The following is a 16,028-nucleotide window of genomic DNA, read 5'->3' as shown; positions in this document are numbered from 1 at the left end:
TGTTAGTCTCCAGCCAATTTATCAAAAATGATTTAAGGAATTTGCATGAAAAAAGTATTACTTATGGCCGCGGCTTTATTACTGGCGCCACTGGCTGTATCGGCTGTGGAATACCAAGAAGGTGTGCATTACACAGTGATTAACGATGGCCCAGCAACCGCTAAGCCAGAGATCACTGAGTTTTTCTCTTTCTATTGCCCACACTGCTTTAATTTCTCTAAAACAGTAGTGCCAAAAATTCTCGCCGAAAAGCCTGAAGGCGTAGCGTTTAACCAAGCACACGTTGATTTTATTGGTAAAGAAATGGGCGTTGAAATGTCACGCGCATTTGCTGTTGCACATCAGTTAAATGTCGATGAAAAAATGGATGCGGCGTTATTTTCTGCCATTCATGAGAAAAAAGAACACTTCACTAGCCTTGCCGATATTCGTGCCCTTTTCGTGGCTAACGGTGTCGATGGTAAAACCTTCGATGCGGCGGCAGAATCTTTCATGGTGAAGGCGCAAATGGCGAAAATGAAGCGTGATACTGAAAACGCTAAGCTGACAGGCGTACCTGCTCTTGTCGTTAACGGTAAGTATCGTGTTGAGACTGGCGCGATTAAATCCTACGACGAACTGTTAGATATCGCTTTCTACTTAGCAAAAAAATAGTTCGGATGACCTTATCACACCGCTGTCATGTGAGCGGTTGATAATACTGCACGTACAGCGTTTTAAAGGGAGCCTTAAGGCTCCTTTTTTATTGCGGCAAAGAACAACGGTAAGGCGAAACGAGCAGAGGCTGGTGTTATAGGGCACACAGTAGGCGACTATAGAGGTTAGTCGATTGAACTTATTGAATAAAGACGAGGCAAAAAATAGGCAAAAAAAACCGTACTTCTTGTAAAAGAAAGTACGGACTTGAGCCAGAGGACTCATTTTTACCCTGAGTAACGCTGTTAATTTAGCAGAGCGTCAAAAAAATGGCAAGCGACATTATTATGGCGTTTTGTTTATTTGGGTTACAGCGTGGCAAATTGATAAGTTAACTAAATCAGATGATTAACTGTTTTTGGCAATAAATTATGAAAAAAAGCACGCTAACGATGAAACTCAAGTGGTAAAGCTTCTGTCAAACAACTGTAATCAATAACAACAAGAATGCTTGTAGGTGGTCATATGAGAGTTTTTCCTGTCTACGCACCTAAGCTTATCGTTAAGCATGCGCGTATTTTTCTCACTGGTGTTATTTGGGTTAAAGACTTAGGACGATTGGAATTTGAGAAGGGACGGTTTTTGCTGCCAAGAAAAAGCCTGCCAAAAGTGAAGCAGGCTATTTTAGAATTGAACGAACTGATCGAAGCGCAGCATCATCAAACAAAGGCTGTTTAGATTTCGCTGTTTAACAAGCCAACAAGGCCAGTCACTTTTTCGTTCCAAGAAGTGAGTTCTTCTTGTAGTTGCTGGTTTTGCGCATTCAATTGTTGATTGTGCTCACTCAGCGTAGACGCTTTTTGCTTCTCTTCTTCAAGCTCCATTTTTAGAAGCTCGATCGTTTCGAGTGCAGCCTGGATTTTGGTTTCCAGTTTGGACAGTAATTCAAGGCTCATCTGGAGAGTCCTATGGTTTCTGGATGGGACTGTGATTCTAGCAGTGCCTAGAACTTAAGGAATAGCGATTCTTGTCGTTTGGTCAAAAAACACCCTATTACTGGGTTCTAAATTAAGTTTTTTTGCATTTGTTATTAACTCGTTAGTATTCTTGGTTTTATTTTTTATCGGAATGGTCCATGTCGCCTAGTCTGCTCGCCATACTCCCGCTACTGTTGACCTTAACCTTAGCCCTGTTTTTACGTCGTACACTGGTGGCGTTAGGCGTCGGCATCGTCTCTGGCGCACTATTGATCGCCCAATTTGATCCACTGCAAACTGGGCGGTATTTGCTTGATATCGGCGTTAAACAATTCTATGCCCAAGGTGCTTGGCAAGCGTGGCACCTCAATGTGCTATTGGCCATGTTGCTGCTAGGCAGCATGACGCAGTTATTAGCACGTGGTGGCGCCGTGGGTCAGTTTGGTGATTGGCTTTATAGCCGTATCCGCACTGAACGTCAGGCGCGTCTGGGCGTCGTTTTCCTCGGTTGGTTAGTGTTTATCGATGGAATTTTCAGTTGCCTTGCCGTCGGCCATGTTTGTCAGCCATTGAGCCAGCGCTATGGCATTCGTCATGAGCAGCTCGCCTATTTGGTCGATTCCAACGCTTCACCTCTGTGTGCGCTATTGCCTTTCTCCAGCTGGGGCCCCTATGTGATGGCTCTGATTGCGGGGATCAGCTTTTTGCCCGTGTCACCGCTGGAAGCCTTTATCGATGTGGCTTTATTTAATTTTTACGCCATAGTGACCTTAGGTTTATCCGTGCTTGTCGCTTGGTATGGTGTGGGGTTTCGCTCTTTTGTTGCCCCTATAGAGGCCAAATCCTCAAATGCGGTCGAGGCTAGGGGAAATCCTTGGCTGCTCGCTATTCCTATGCTGACGCTGTTATTGGCTTCGGTGGGATTAACTTTGTGGTCGGGGGCTCAGCAGGTCTCGTCTTGGGATGTGTCGCTCTGGCTGGCTAAGGCTGATATTGGTGCCTCTATGCGCGACGCTTGTTTGTTGGCGACCTTGGTCACACTGATTATGTTGAGCTTGTCTGGGCGACGTTTAACGGCGTTAGTGGGGGACTTGAGCCACGGTGTGCGTATAATCGCTTTCGCCATTGCGATTTTGCTCTGTACTTGGATGATTGGCGCTGTGATCCAAGATCTTGGCGTGGCGAAATTGTTGGCCGCTTGGGCTAAATCTTATCTTTCTCCACACTTGCTGGTGGCGGGAATGTTTTTACTCTGCGCGATAATGGCTTTTGCGACGGGGTCAAGCTGGGGCACATTTGCGATTATGATCCCGATTGGCGCTGAGATTGCCCATAATTTAGATCCTCATCTGTTGTTACCAGTATTGAGCGCTGTGATGGCGGGGTCAGTTTTTGGCGATCACTGCTCGCCCATTTCAGATACCAGCGTGCTCAGTGCGACCAGTTCAGGTTGCGCTCCCCATGACCACGTGGTGACTCAGTTGCCCTTTGCGTTAATCGCGGCGTGTTCGGCCCTGATTGGATTCCAATTAGTGAATTTAGACGTGGCGACGCCGTTAGTGTGGTTGGCCTTGGTGAGCTGTGGTCTCGGTTTATTTGCCTTGATGGCGCGCTTCTATTCGCCTTGGCCTAAGTTAGTACCGCAGACATAACGCCTGTTTATCGTTAAAATGGCCTATTCGGTTTGAGCTGAACCCTTTATTTCAATGTACTGATTTAAGAGATGATCAATATGAGCATTACCCGTTTAGACGTTGGCACCCGCATGAGCAGCATAGTCATTCACCAAGGTACTGTGTATCTGTGTGGCCAAGTGGCGAAGGATAAGTATCAAGATATCACTGAGCAAACCGTCACTATGCTTGAAGAAGTCGATACCTTGTTGGCGCAGGCGGGGAGTTCGCGTGAGCATGTATTGTCAGCGACTATCTATCTGAAAGACATGGGTGATTACGATGCGATGAATGCCGTATGGGATGCTTGGGTGCCTAAAGGCCATGCGCCAGCCCGCGCTTGCGTGCAAGCTGCTATTGCTGAGCCGGAATATTTGGTTGAAGTGTCTGTAATAGCGGCGGTCGCTGTTTAAGCGCGGAGCTATTTTTCGTCCAGTTTAGAATCCTGTCACCGAGTGTCATGACTCGGTGAAGCTTTTCCGCAATACACCTCGCTATCTAAACCTGCATTATTCAGCACGTTCACTCTCTTCTAACGAAACCCTTCAGCTTTAAACTAGTAAGTATTCCATTAAATGTGCAGGCACAAGCGGGGGATGATCCACATATTGGATTGAGAGTGCCGCGGCGATCGCATCAATATTCTGTAGCGCTAAGCCCTGTTCGATAATGGCAAACGCCCAAGGAGCCTCGGTTTTGAGCTTTAGGTAATAAGGTGTGGCGACAAATTGTGCGAGTGAGTAAGCCGCGCCACCTAAACCATGCCCCCAACCATCGCTGACCTGAAAGGGTCTATTAAGATGCGCCGTATCAAACTCAATCAGCTGGGGATATTGGCCATTATGCCCACCGGTCCAGTGACCGATTTCAACCGCTAACATTATCTTTGCCATGTGTTGTTCTCGCTAACCTTGTTTAGTGGCAATCTGCATCCTGCCAAATTCAGCATGCACATCGACAGGCGTGATAGCGACGATATGGTCGAGCCTAAGGGATTGTTTATTTTGTTGCTGCTGGATAACAAGCCACTCAGTTTTGTTGGCTCTGGTCTGCGTGGTGATGGCTTGACCTTGGCACTGCGTGCCATCAATCAACTCAATCTTGAGTTGATAACCGCGCAGGCAGGCAAGTTCGAGGTAATCGTAGTGCTCACAGGGGATCATCTTATAGTCAGACATAGGTTTATCTCATCGGGAGTTCGACCCCATTGTGGCAAAAATACTTGCCATTGGCATTATGTGTGACCCAATGCGGATTGTTTTATCTTGTATCTAAGGCAGTGTGAAAGGCTGAGCCAAGCATGTTAGCGAGTTTTTTATTGCTTAGACCTTTATACCCAAGCTACCTGAAGATACGAGTTTCAGAGCGCCTAGGGTGCTTCAATTCAAGGCGCATCAATGACAGAATGTCGGTCACCTTTTGAATTGATGCAACACGGAAGTGGAGTTCCCTAGGCGCTCCGTCCCGGCGGGTTTTAATGCACTTTATGCTGTGTTGGTTATTTTTAACTTAGCCCACTAGGTCCGCAAATAACCGCAATCGCCATGGATGGCGTGAATGCCATTTATGCAGGAGCAATAAAGGGCCTTGCCTAAAGTGCGTTACCATTCCGTTAACATCAACCGCTGAATCCTGCATCTTCAGATTGTTTGGGTATAGATATGCGCGCCCCTCTTGACTTTATTCCTGTCGCTCCCTAGTCTGCTTGTTCAGTAATCAAGGTGGTATGCGATGGAAATAACTTACAATTTAAAACCTGCGTCCGAGCGCCGTACTGAGCAATTCAAGCCCGAGGGGAATGTGGGCTTTGGTAGCCTCAGAACCGATCATATGTTTTTGATGGATTATCATGATGGGCAATGGTGCGATCCACGCATCGTTCCCTATGGTCCATTTGAAATGGCACCGGGTGCAATGGCGTTGCATTATGGCCAGTCGATCTTCGAAGGCGCTAAAGCCTTTATGCATGAAGATGGCGAGATTTATACTTTCCGTATTAATAAGAATGCCGAGCGGATGAATCGCTCCGCCGATATCGTCTGTATTCCTAACATCGATGAACAAGTGCAGATGGATGCGATCAATGCGTTGATCGATGTCGATCGTCTGTGGTTCCCGATGCAGGAAGGTGCGTGTCTGTATATTCGCCCCTTTATTTTTGCGACCGAAGACCGTCTCTCTGTGAGCCCTAGCACGCGTTATACCTTCTGTGTGGTATTAAGCCCAAGTGGTGCTTATTACGCCGCTGGCGTGAACAAAGGCATACGCTTACTGATCAGCAAGACTTTCCATCGTGCGGTATCGGGTGGCACTGGCGCATCAAAAGCGGCGGGTAACTATGCGGCTTCGTTGCGTGCGGGTAAAGCCGCGGCAGCCTTTGGTGCATCGCAAGTGTTATATCTCGACTCGACCAATCAACAGATTGAAGAAGCGGGCGCGATGAACCATTTCCACATCTTAAAAGATGGCACTGTGATTATTCCTACCTTCACAGATACCATTCTTAAGTCGATCACCTCGCAATCCATCATGGAATTGGGTGAGATGCTCGGATGTGAAGTGCGCCAAGAGACTGTCATGCTTGATCAATTTATCGCCGATATCGAATCGGGTGAAATTATCGAGGCGGGTGGTTTTGGTACGGCAGCCGTGGTTTCAGCCGTGGGCTCCTACATTTTTGAAGATGGCCACATAGTCACAGTTGGTAATGGTGAAGTGGGCGAGCATATTCAGCGCATCTACAAACTGTATACCGAAATCCAAAAGGGCCACATTCAAGGTCCTGAAGGCTGGGTTAAGCGTGTTGAACGTTTAGCAAAGTAAGGATGTTGTGGTGATGATTAAAGGCTCCTAGGAGCCTTTTTTATTGGCTGATTTTGACGATGACATTTGTAGGCTTCGCCTCAAATCAAATCGGCTGTGGCTTAGATTGATTTTTGAGCAAAGTTAAAAAGTCCTCGGCACTTAAGGGTTTACTGAGTAAGAAACCTTGTACTTGATCGCAACCCTGCATCGCCAAGAAGTTGAGCTGTTCTTGGGTCTCTACGCCTTCGGCGACAACGTTCAGGTCTAAGCTGTGAGCGAGGGCAATAATGGCGCTGGTGATGGCCGCATCGTCAGGATCATTGGTGATGTCTCTGACGAACTCTCGATCGATTTTCAGCGTGTCTATCGGGAAGCGTTTGAGATAACTTAGGCTCGAATAACCCGTCCCAAAATCATCCACCGCTATGGTCAAGCCTAGGGCCTTTAGTTTAGATAGAATACTGACTGACTCCTGCGGATTGCCCATGATCATCGACTCTGTCAGTTCAAGCTCAAGGGATTGTGCCGGGAGACCTGATACTGCCAAGGCAACTTCTATAGTGGAGATAATATCGGCCTTAAGTTGGCGAGCCGATAGGTTAACGGCGACAGTGATACCGTTGAATCCTAAGCTATTCCATTCGGCTAATTGCTGGCAGGCTTGATTGATCACCCAATGACCAATTTGAGTGATTATGCCGGTTTCTTCCGCCAGCGGAATAAACTCGACGGGGGAGATGGGGCCAAGTTCAGTGTGATGCCAACGTAAAAGCGCTTCTATCCCAGTCAGCGAGCCATCTTTTAAACAGAACTTAGGCTGATAAACTAAGCTCAACTCGTTGCGCTGAATCGCCTGTTTTAACCCACTTTCGAGTTGCACATGGCGTGTGGCAATTTCATTTAACTTAGAGGTGTAAAACTGGAAGTTATTCCTGCCTGATGATTTTGCGTGGTACATGGCAGTATCGGCAAATTTAATCAGCGAGTCGGCGTTGTCGGCATCGTTTGGATAGAGACTGATACCGATAGAGGTCGAAATGGTCAGCGTTTTATCGTCCAATAAAAAGGGCGTTTGGAATGCTCTGAGCACTTTTTCTGAGATCAAAGTAGCGGCTTTGGTTTTGGCCACTCCTTCTAAAATAATGGTAAATTCGTCACCGCCTAAGCGTGCAACCGTATCGCCATCGCGCACTGCATTTTGCAGTCTTCTGGCAACGGCTTTGAGCAGTAAATCGCCGACATGGTGACCCATGGAGTCGTTAATATGTTTAAAGCGGTCGAGATCTAAAAACAGTAAGGCGACGATATTGTTCGCTCTATGCGCTTGGGTTATCGCGTGATTAAGCCTGTCTTGGAACAAGGTTCGGTTGGGTAGGCCAGTTAACGTGTCGAAACTGGCGAGGAAACGCAGATCTTCTTCGGCTTTTTTTCGCTCTGTAATGTCGGTAAATACCGCAACGAAGTGGCTGGTTTCACCTTTAATGTCGATAACTTGGTTGATCTCTAGCCAGACTAGAATTGCCTGCCGTTGTTTATTGCGGATCCACAGTTCCCCAACCCAATGTTTATGACGCAGCAGCTGCTGTTCAATGGTATTGAACAATTCACGCTGTTGGCGGCCAAAGGCTAAGTGAGTAAAATGTCTGTCGCTGATTTGGCGTTCTGTGTAACCTGTTATCGTGCAAAATGCAGGGTTTACCGAGCGAATGCGATAGTCTAGGCCCGCTACTACAACGGCTTCATTCATGCTGTTGAGCACTTGTGAGGACAAGACCAACTCGTTCTCAATCAGCTTACGAGAGGTGATGTTACGGTTAGTCCCTGTCATGCGGATCGGATTATCTAAACTATCTTTTTCAACCACTTTGCCACGATCTAAAATCCATACCCAATTACCCGGTGAGCGTTCGACACGGTACTCGGCTTCGAAGAAAGGTGAGCGGCCTTGAAGATGCTCGTTTAGCTCAAGTTTGAATCTCTCTCTGTCTTCTGTGTGCATGCTCTCATGGGCAATATTGCTGCTATTCCAATGGGGAATCGAAGCATCCATATTGGTACGATAGACTCGATTTTCGGGTATGTTCCAGTCCCACATGCCATCGCCAGATGCCCACAGTGCCAGCTTTAGTCGCTCCTCAGAGGCGCGGATACTGGTTTCAAATTCACTTTGTATGTGACGTTTCTTTTTACGCCAGCGAATAATCCAAACCAGCAAGCCTAATGTGAGTAAGAAATAAAGGGCGTAGGCGAACTGAGTGCGATAGAAGGGGGCTTGTACATTCAGATCGACAAGCAGTGCATAGGCACCTGCTGAGTTGTATTGTAGGCCATGGCGAACATGCAATCGGTAATGACCAGGATTGATGTTAGTGAAGGTGATTTCATTGCCTGTGGGTAGCTCATGCCATTCGTTATCAAATCCTTCAAGATAATAGCTAAAACGATTTTTACCTGTGTAGCTGAAATCCAATGAGGTCACCTCAAAACTGATCAGCTGATCGCTATAGTCCATCACTATGCTAGGAGGATGACTTAAGTCGAGAATCGTATGGTCTTTTCCCGCAATGCTATAGCCTGTGAGCGCGACTTTAACATCGGGTCGTTGATCCGGAATCAACTTGGGATTAAAACGATTGATACCATTAATGCCACCAAACCAGAGATCGCCATCGCTGTCTTGCAGTTTTACACCACCGTTAAACTCCAGCGCCTGTAATCCCTCTTGCTCGTTGAATATGATGACACGATTGGTTTTAGGATTTAGTTTGCCTATGCCCGCATTACTGCTAAACCAAATATTATGTTGTTGGTCTTCTAATAAGGCGTAGATAGTATCGCTTGGTAATCCCTGATCGCGGGTGTAATGGGTAAAGCCTGCATTGGCATCTTGAGAAGGTAATATACTGATGCCACCATGGGTGGCGAACCACACCTCGCCCGCCTGAGTCACTAAAATATCGCGGACACGGTTATTGATTAAGCTTTTCTTATTAGCAGCTTGATGGAAGTAAGATTTCCCTATACCCGTCTGCATGTCCAGTTTCAACAAACCATCGAGTGTACCAATCCATAGCGTATCTTTATGTGCTCTTAGGATTAAAAGTTGGTTTTGTGCTGGAGAGAAATGGTCAATATTCGCCAATGAGATAAAAGTAAACTCATCGTTATCTATAGCCTTGCGATAGAGGGCGTGAGTCGTTGCTACCCAGAGATGGCCTTGATCATCAATTTCTAGATTACGAATATAATTGGCTTCAGAGCCTTGGTCCGTACTTGCAGTGACCTTGAGTAATTGGAATTCTCCCTCTGGCGACAACCGGCCGAGTCCATAGTTAGTCGCAAACCAGAGCACGCCTGCTTTGTCTTGATCAATATCTCGCAGGGTGAGATTTAAATTGCGTTGATGCATCCCTAAGGCGTTCGCAAATCTCTCCGTAAAGTGCTCATATTGCCCGTTCGTTAACATGCGCTTAAGCCCAGCGCCTTCAGTACCTATCCAGAGGGCATCATCTTTACTGCGGAACAAGGTGCGAATATTGTTACTCTGTTGCGACAGATCTGGGGTGTATTCGAAAATATGCTGAAAATACTGGCGGCGGGTATTTATTTTATCTAAGCCCGAATAACTGGCGCCTAACCATAAATTACCAAAGGGATCTTGCAGCAAACTCAGTATGTTGTTTTCACTGATACTGTTGGTGCGCTTAGGATCATACCTGTGGTAAGTCGCATTAAATGCTTTGTTGTTTCTCTCCAGTTGAATAAGACCCGCTTCAGGCCCGACGACCCAAAAATCACCCTGTTCAGTTTGGATAAAATCCTTGATATAAGGCACGTTATCGTCGGTCTGCCAAAGGATTTCGCCCTGTTGCGAGGCTAAGTTGTAGTGCCATAGCTGTCCACCGAGCGCTAAGCTGATCGAATAGGCCGAGTTCGCTTTAATTTGATAGGCCGTGACATTTTGCGGCACGTTTAAGCGAGTGATGGTATTTGCACTGACGGCAAAGGTGCCGCTATCTTGGGTACCTGCCAGCAGGTAAGTGTTTTCAACATTGGCTAAGCTAGTGATATAGGGCTCGACGCTATTACCTAAACTGACCTGGGTAATGCGTTTGGTTTTAGTCGATAGGGAAAATAGTCCTGCTTTAGTACCAATCCAGAGTGTATTACCCACTATGCTGAGTTTGGTGGTGCGGGGATCGGTCAAACCTTGTTCTTGGCCAAAATGCTCAAAGGTCCCTGTACTCAAATCGAGTCGATTGACCCCTTGGCTGAACGTGGAAACCCAAATATAGCCTTCGGAATCTTGAATAATGTCAGAGATATAACTATCAGAAATACTGCTAGGATCGTTGGGAGAGTGGGTAAAAATGGTGAAGTTATGACCGTTGTAGGCATGCAAACCATCTTGAGTACCAATCCACAACATGCCAGCACTGTCCATAAACAGGCTGGTAATCGTATTCTGGTCGAGACCATCTTCACTGCGAATATGTTCAAATTTAAGCTGTGTGAAAGCCGCGCTCAATGGTTGCGCTAATCCATTGCACGAGATCCCCCACAAACTTAGGATACAAAGCGCGCCTAGCACTAGCTTGTGGATTAGTTGACTCAAATTTTCCCCTACCAAAAAACGGACCCATCCTGATTAGATTTCTATTTAGTTTAGTTCTTATCCTAGACCTTAAATGCCATTTTGTTGTAAAAACTTTAGCTTAAATTGCTGACTTGGTTTAAAAACAACCAAAATCGATGGGCGCGATTCAGTCATCGATCATGCGATAGCTCAAATATGCTGTTTTAGTGTCTTTGTGCTGGTTATGACGAGCTTTTTTTCCCGTGTTTAAGCTTAAGAATCTTAGCACTGTTTAAGGTAGGCCAACATATGATGCTGCGACAAATACGGTGAAAATCAGTGCGTGGGGTCACTAAAATCACGAGGGCGAATAGAAAAAGACCTTGCCGGAAGGGGGAGAAGCAAGGTCTTTGGTTGAACTGTGTTAGCGATTAGATGGCAGGGTTAAACTTGCATTGACTCAGTTACGTCAATAGCCGAGGTCAAGATCCAAATACGCTTGTGTATTTATGATCCGTTCACGCTCTGCAAACGACACCATCTGTTCGGCAATACTGCCACTGTCACCCTGCTCAAGAATGGTGCGTAAGGTGTGCTGACAAGCATGGATAGTCGCTCGCTGTAAGTCTGAGGGAATAATAATGAACTTGTATCCCAATGCTTGCAGTCTGTCCTTCGACAGCAGCGGTGTTTTACCACTGTGGAACATATTGATGAGCTTAGGCTGCTTAATATGCTTAGCGATCAATTCAATTTGCTCAACGGTTTCGGGTGCTTCGACAAAGATCACGTCGGCACCTGCCGCTAAATACGCATGTGAGCGTTCCATTGCAGCGTCGAATCCTTCAACGGCGATCGCATCAGTGCGGGCAATTAAGATAAAATCTGGATCAGTTTGGCTGTCCTTGGCGACATGGATCTTGTGCACCATTTCTTGGGTACTCACCAAAGATTTATCATTCAGATGGCCGCAACGCTTTGGAAAGGTTTGATCTTCCAAGTGCAATGCTGCGACACCGGCTCGCTCAAAGGCTTTCACTGTGCGACTCACGTTGATGGCATTACCAAATCCAGTATCCGCATCCGCAATGATGGGGACTTGGGTCACTTCGACCATTTGCTCGAGTCGATGCAACACTTCGCTAAAGCTCAGCATGCCTATATCGGGGAAACCACAACTTCTCGCAATCGCGCCGCCACTGGCATAAATCAGCTTAAAACCCGTTTGTTCAGCTAAACGTGCGGTCATACCATCGTAAACACCGGGGGCGACGTGAATATCGCTACCACTGAGCATTTGTCGTAATGCCGTTGTTTTTTTCATTTGAATCCTCTTCCTTGCGCGCCTTTAGCGATTGAATCTAAAACCAGATAAACGATTAGAAACTCTCGCTCGGTACTCGCACAAAACCTTCCATTAGCACGCGGGCGCTGCGGCTCATAATGGCTTTAACAACTGTCCATTCGCCGTTGACCATTGACGCCTCGGCCCCAACACGCAGCGTGCCAGAGGGATGACCAAAGCGTACCGCATCCATTTTGCCCTGAGTGTCGCCGCCTGCGGCTAAGTTGACTAAGGTGCCGGGAATGGCTGCTGCCGTGCCAATTGCCACTGCCGCCGTGCCCATCATGGCGTGGTGCAACTTACCCATAGACAGGGCACGCACCAGTAGGTCGATATCCTCTGCAGCCACCGATTTTCCGCTCGAGGACACATAGGTCTGTGGTTTGGCGACAATGGCAATTTTAGGGGTATGCTGGCGTGATGCGGCTTCATCTATATGTGAAATCAATCCCATACGGACTGCGCCATAGGCGCGAATGGTTTCAAATTTTGCCAGTGCCGCAGCGTCGCTATTAATATCATCCTGCAGCTCAGTGCCTGTGTAGCCTAAGTCCTCAGCATTGATAAAAATGGTGGGAATGCCAGCGTTAATCATAGTGGCCTTAAAGCTGCCAATACCCGGCACTTCTAGCGCATCAACAACATTGCCCGTCGGGAACATGCTGCTACTCCCTCCGTTAGAATTGGCATCCTCGTCCGCAGCCGGGTTCATAAATTCGATTTGCACTTCGGCGGCGGGAAAGGTCACACCATCGAGCTCAAAATCACCGGTTTCTTGCACTTCACCCTTAGTGATGGGTACATGGGCGATAATGGTTTTGCCTATGTTGGCTTGCCAAATACGCACAGTGCAGATGCCATTTTGTGGAATGCGGGCCGTATCAATTAAGCCATTGCTGATGGCAAAGGCGCCGACGGCGGCGGTTAAGTTGCCGCAGTTACCACTCCAATCGACAAATGGTTTATCGATGGCCACTTGGCCGAACAGGTAATCGACATCGTGATCGGTTTGGGTGCTAGGGGACAGGATCACGGTTTTACTGGTGCTTGAGGTGGCGCCGCCCATGCCATCGATTTGTTTGCCGTAAGCGTCTGGGCTACCAATCACTCGCAGTAACAAGGCATCACGGGCAGGGCCGGCAACTTGTGCGGCTTTAGGCAAATCCTGCAGCCGGAAAAACACGCCCTTGCTGGTGCCGCCGCGCATATAGGTCGCAGCGATTTTGATTTGTGGCGCGTGGGGTGTTGAAGCATTCATAAATTGACTCCAAAAGGACTCCCAATGGAATCCAAATGAGCGCCAGTAACTTAATTGGGGAAGTTATTGGCGCTCGGTTTAGCTAACTAATATCTAAGCGTCGATTCAAGTGCCGACTCTGGCTTGACTCAAACAAGATTCGATTTAAGCCTGATTCGATTCGAGAAAGTCCTGCGCGAAGCGTTGCAATACGCCGCCTGCTTCATAGATCGAGACTTCTTCGGCGGTATCGAGACGACAGGTTACTGGCACTTCGATGCGCTCACCGTTTTTACGGGTGATGACGACGGTCAAATCTGCTCGTGGCGCTGGCGTGCCGAGGACATCGAACACTTCGGTGCCGTCGATGGCGTAAGTCGCGCGGTTGTCGCCGGCTTTAAATTCCAGCGGCAACACGCCCATACCCACTAAGTTAGTGCGATGAATGCGCTCGAAACCTTCGGCAACAATGGCCTCAACGCCCGCTAAACGCACGCCTTTGGCTGCCCAGTCGCGCGACGATCCTTGACCATAGTCTGCGCCCGCTATGATGATCAGTGGCTGCTTACGTTCCATATAGGTTTCAATCGCTTCCCACATGCGGGTCACTTGGCCTTCCGGCTCGATACGCGTTAGTGAACCTTGTTGCACTTTACCGTCAACGATTGCCATCTCGTTTTTAAGCTTGGGATTGGCAAAGGTTGCGCGTTGGGCGGTTAAGTGATCGCCCCTGTGGGTGGCGTAGGAGTTAAAGTCTTCCTCCGGCAAGCCCATTTTGTGCAGGTATTCGCCCGCGGCGCTGTCGAGCATAATGGCGTTCGACGGTGATAAATGGTCGGTGGTGATGTTGTCACCCAGTACCGCTAAAGGTCGCATGCCTTTTAACGCGCGCTCACCAGCCAATGCGCCTTCCCAATAAGGTGGGCGACGAATATAAGTAGATTGCGGACGCCAATCGTACAGCGGGCTGATTTGCTCGCCGTAATCGACGGCTAAATCGAACATAGGCTCGTACACTTTGCGGAACTGCTCAGGTTTAACACTGGTCGCAATCACGGCATCGATTTCTTCATCCGATGGCCAAATGTCGATAAGTTTGACTGGTTTACCATCATGATCTAATCCCAGCACATCCTTTTCGATATCGAAACGTATAGTGCCGGCAATTGCGTAGGCGACGACCAATGGTGGCGAGGCCAAAAAGGCTTGTTTAGCATAGGGATGAATACGGCCATCAAAGTTACGGTTACCCGATAACACCGCGGTGGCGTACAAGTCGCGGTCGATCACTTCTTTTTGAATCACAGGATCCAGCGCGCCGCTCATACCGTTACACGTCGTGCAGGCAAAACCAACAATGCCAAAACCGAGTTGTTCAAGCTCAGGTAATAACTTGGCTTCTTCCAAATACAACTGCACGGCTTTTGATCCGGGAGCGAGTGAGGTTTTGACCCAAGGTTTGCGACTTAAGCCTTTGGCGTTGGCGTTGCGGGCAATCAGACCTGCGGCAATCACGTTGCGCGGGTTACTGGTGTTAGTACAGCTGGTAATCGCTGCGATAATCACTGCGCCATCGGGCATTAAGCCGGGCTCGTTTTCGACTACGCCGCTAATTCCGCGCTCAGCTAATTCTGATGTTGGCACCCGTGCATGTGGGTTTGATGGCCCTGCAATGGTACGCACCACCGAGGATAAATCAAAACGCAGTACCCGTGGATAGTGCACTTCAGTCAAGCTGTCGGCCCACAAACCTGCGGTTTTAGCATAGGTTTCAACCAGCTTAACTTGCTCGGCTTCGCGGCCCGTTAAGGTCAAATAATCAAGGGTTTGCTGGTCGATGTAGAACATAGCTGCGGTTGCGCCAAATTCAGGCGTCATGTTTGAAATCGTGGCGCGATCGCCTAATGTCAGCGCCGCTGCGCCTTCACCGAAGAACTCTAAGTAAGAGGAGACGACTTTTTGTGCGCGTAAAAATTCGGTCAAGGCTAATACTATGTCAGTGGCCGTAATGCCAGGCTGCGGTCTGCCTGTGAGCTCGACACCGATAATGTCCGGCAGACGCATATAAGATGCGCGTCCCAGCATCACGCTTTCGGCTTCTAGCCCGCCGACACCAATGGCGATAACGCCCAGAGCATCAACGTGTGGCGTGTGGCTGTCGGTGCCAACTAGAGTATCGGGGAAGGCCACGCCATTGCGAGCATGCACCACAGGCGACATACGCTCTAAGTTAATTTGGTGCATGATGCCGTTACCCTGAGGGATAACATCAATGTTTTTAAAGGCTTTTTGCGTCCAATCAATAAAGTGGAATCTGTCTTCGTTGCGTCTGTCTTCGATAGCGCGGTTTTTAGCAAAGGCGTCTTTATCAAAACCACCAAACTCAACGGCGAGCGAGTGATCAACAATGAGTTGTGTTGGTACAACAGGGTTTACTTTAGCGGGATCGCCACCTTTAGCGGCAATCGCATCACGCAGGCCTGCAAGGTCAACTAAGGCGGTTTGCCCCAATATGTCGTGGCAGACCACGCGTGCAGGAAACCAAGGGAAATCCAGTTCTTGCTTAGATTCGATAATCTGTTTTAGCGAGTCGGTCAAAACGGCCGGATCGCAGCGACGGACTAAGTTTTCAGCCAGCACGCGCGAGGTATAAGGTAGCTTGGCGTAAGAGCCCGGAGCGATAGCTTCTATGGCTTCGCGGGTGTCGAAATAATCAAGCTTAGTGCCGGGTAAGGGCTTGCGATATTGGGTATTCATAGCAGTGTTCATAACATCATCC

At 48.1% G+C, this 16,028-nt stretch carries 12 protein-coding genes; 5 read left to right on the top strand and 7 right to left on the bottom strand.

Annotation, left to right across the window (positions count from 1 at the left end; translation table 11 throughout):
• The first annotated feature begins 45 nt into the window (after positions 1-45).
• Together KV201_RS17880 and KV201_RS17875 are read left to right on the top strand one after the other, a co-directional pair.
• Entirely contained in the window at positions 46-654 is a 609-nt protein-coding gene (locus tag KV201_RS17880; protein ID WP_106649147.1) for a thiol:disulfide interchange protein DsbA/DsbL, read from the top strand.
• A 507-nt stretch (positions 655-1,161) separates the two neighbouring features.
• Positions 1,162-1,374, top strand: coding sequence for a DUF1107 domain-containing protein (locus KV201_RS17875; RefSeq protein WP_106649149.1), 213 nt, complete (start codon positions 1,162-1,164; stop codon positions 1,372-1,374).
• On the opposite strand, the gene KV201_RS17870 is transcribed toward KV201_RS17875, so the two are convergent.
• Positions 1,371-1,592 (bottom strand): cell division protein ZapB, encoded by a 222-nt coding sequence (locus KV201_RS17870; RefSeq protein WP_006083484.1) that lies wholly within the window; start codon positions 1,590-1,592, stop codon positions 1,371-1,373. The two genes, KV201_RS17875 and KV201_RS17870, sit on opposite strands and share 4 nt — an antisense overlap.
• Positions 1,593-1,771: 179 nt before the next feature.
• Here KV201_RS17870 and KV201_RS17865 point away from each other — a divergent pair, with 179 nt between their 5' ends.
• Positions 1,772-3,265 (top strand): Na+/H+ antiporter NhaC family protein, encoded by a 1,494-nt coding sequence (locus KV201_RS17865; RefSeq protein WP_226060091.1) that lies wholly within the window; start codon positions 1,772-1,774, stop codon positions 3,263-3,265.
• An 80-nt stretch (positions 3,266-3,345) separates the two neighbouring features.
• Positions 3,346-3,699, top strand: coding sequence for a RidA family protein (locus tag KV201_RS17860; RefSeq protein WP_063884647.1), 354 nt, complete (start codon positions 3,346-3,348; stop codon positions 3,697-3,699).
• Between the two features lie 138 nt (positions 3,700-3,837).
• On the opposite strand, the gene KV201_RS17855 is transcribed toward KV201_RS17860, so the two are convergent.
• Positions 3,838-4,179, bottom strand: a complete 342-nt coding sequence (locus KV201_RS17855; RefSeq protein WP_226060090.1) for a hypothetical protein — start codon at positions 4,177-4,179, stop codon at positions 3,838-3,840.
• 12 nt (positions 4,180-4,191) lie between these two features.
• On the bottom strand, positions 4,192-4,464 hold the full coding sequence (locus KV201_RS17850) for a Rho-binding antiterminator (protein WP_226060089.1): 273 nt from the start codon (positions 4,462-4,464) through the stop codon (positions 4,192-4,194).
• 553 nt (positions 4,465-5,017) lie between these two features.
• Here KV201_RS17850 and KV201_RS17845 point away from each other — a divergent pair.
• Positions 5,018-6,109: a branched-chain amino acid aminotransferase gene (locus KV201_RS17845; RefSeq protein WP_106649153.1), complete on the top strand. Its 1,092-nt coding sequence runs from the start codon at positions 5,018-5,020 to the stop codon at positions 6,107-6,109.
• Positions 6,110-6,194: 85 nt separating this feature from the next.
• Here KV201_RS17845 and KV201_RS17840 read toward each other — a convergent pair whose 3' ends face one another.
• The 4 genes from KV201_RS17840 to acnD all read right to left on the bottom strand — a co-directional run bounded on the left by KV201_RS17840 (position 6,195) and on the right by acnD (position 16,018).
• Positions 6,195-10,721 carry an EAL domain-containing protein gene (locus tag KV201_RS17840; RefSeq protein WP_226060088.1) on the bottom strand — a complete coding sequence of 1,509 codons (4,527 nt, stop codon included), beginning with the start codon at positions 10,719-10,721 and terminating at the stop codon, positions 6,195-6,197.
• A gap of 415 nt (positions 10,722-11,136) precedes the next feature.
• Positions 11,137-11,991, bottom strand: coding sequence for an oxaloacetate decarboxylase (locus KV201_RS17835; RefSeq protein ID WP_226060087.1), 855 nt, complete (start codon positions 11,989-11,991; stop codon positions 11,137-11,139).
• A 55-nt stretch (positions 11,992-12,046) separates the two neighbouring features.
• On the bottom strand, positions 12,047-13,270 hold the full coding sequence (gene prpF, locus KV201_RS17830; RefSeq protein WP_226060086.1) for a 2-methylaconitate cis-trans isomerase PrpF: 1,224 nt from the start codon (positions 13,268-13,270) through the stop codon (positions 12,047-12,049).
• A gap of 144 nt (positions 13,271-13,414) precedes the next feature.
• Positions 13,415-16,018: a Fe/S-dependent 2-methylisocitrate dehydratase AcnD gene (gene acnD / locus KV201_RS17825; RefSeq protein WP_226060085.1), complete on the bottom strand. Its 2,604-nt coding sequence runs from the start codon at positions 16,016-16,018 to the stop codon at positions 13,415-13,417.
• Positions 16,019-16,028 lie beyond the last annotated feature (10 nt).

Origin of the sequence: Shewanella sp. SR1 (assembly GCF_020447145.1) — a bacterium.
GTDB lineage: Bacteria > Pseudomonadota > Gammaproteobacteria > Enterobacterales > Shewanellaceae > Shewanella > Shewanella baltica.
This window is presented reverse-complemented; position numbering and strand designations above follow the sequence as displayed.

What these genes read in the sequence shown, in the direction of transcription:
- KV201_RS17880 (WP_106649147.1), top strand. Translation starts at nt 46, where the DNA reads ATGAAAAAAGTATTACTTATGGCCGCGGCTTTATTACTGGCGCCACTG.
- KV201_RS17875 (WP_106649149.1), top strand. Translation starts at nt 1,162, where the DNA reads ATGAGAGTTTTTCCTGTCTACGCACCTAAGCTTATCGTTAAGCATGCG.
- KV201_RS17870 (WP_006083484.1), bottom strand. Translation starts at nt 1,592, where the DNA reads ATGAGCCTTGAATTACTGTCCAAACTGGAAACCAAAATCCAGGCTGCA.
- KV201_RS17865 (WP_226060091.1), top strand. Translation starts at nt 1,772, where the DNA reads ATGTCGCCTAGTCTGCTCGCCATACTCCCGCTACTGTTGACCTTAACC.
- KV201_RS17860 (WP_063884647.1), top strand. Translation starts at nt 3,346, where the DNA reads ATGAGCATTACCCGTTTAGACGTTGGCACCCGCATGAGCAGCATAGTC.
- KV201_RS17855 (WP_226060090.1), bottom strand. Translation starts at nt 4,179, where the DNA reads ATGGCAAAGATAATGTTAGCGGTTGAAATCGGTCACTGGACCGGTGGG.
- KV201_RS17850 (WP_226060089.1), bottom strand. Translation starts at nt 4,464, where the DNA reads ATGTCTGACTATAAGATGATCCCCTGTGAGCACTACGATTACCTCGAA.
- KV201_RS17845 (WP_106649153.1), top strand. Translation starts at nt 5,018, where the DNA reads ATGGAAATAACTTACAATTTAAAACCTGCGTCCGAGCGCCGTACTGAG.
- KV201_RS17835 (WP_226060087.1), bottom strand. Translation starts at nt 11,991, where the DNA reads ATGAAAAAAACAACGGCATTACGACAAATGCTCAGTGGTAGCGATATT.
- prpF (WP_226060086.1), bottom strand. Translation starts at nt 13,270, where the DNA reads ATGAATGCTTCAACACCCCACGCGCCACAAATCAAAATCGCTGCGACC.
- acnD (WP_226060085.1), bottom strand. Translation starts at nt 16,018, where the DNA reads ATGAACACTGCTATGAATACCCAATATCGCAAGCCCTTACCCGGCACT.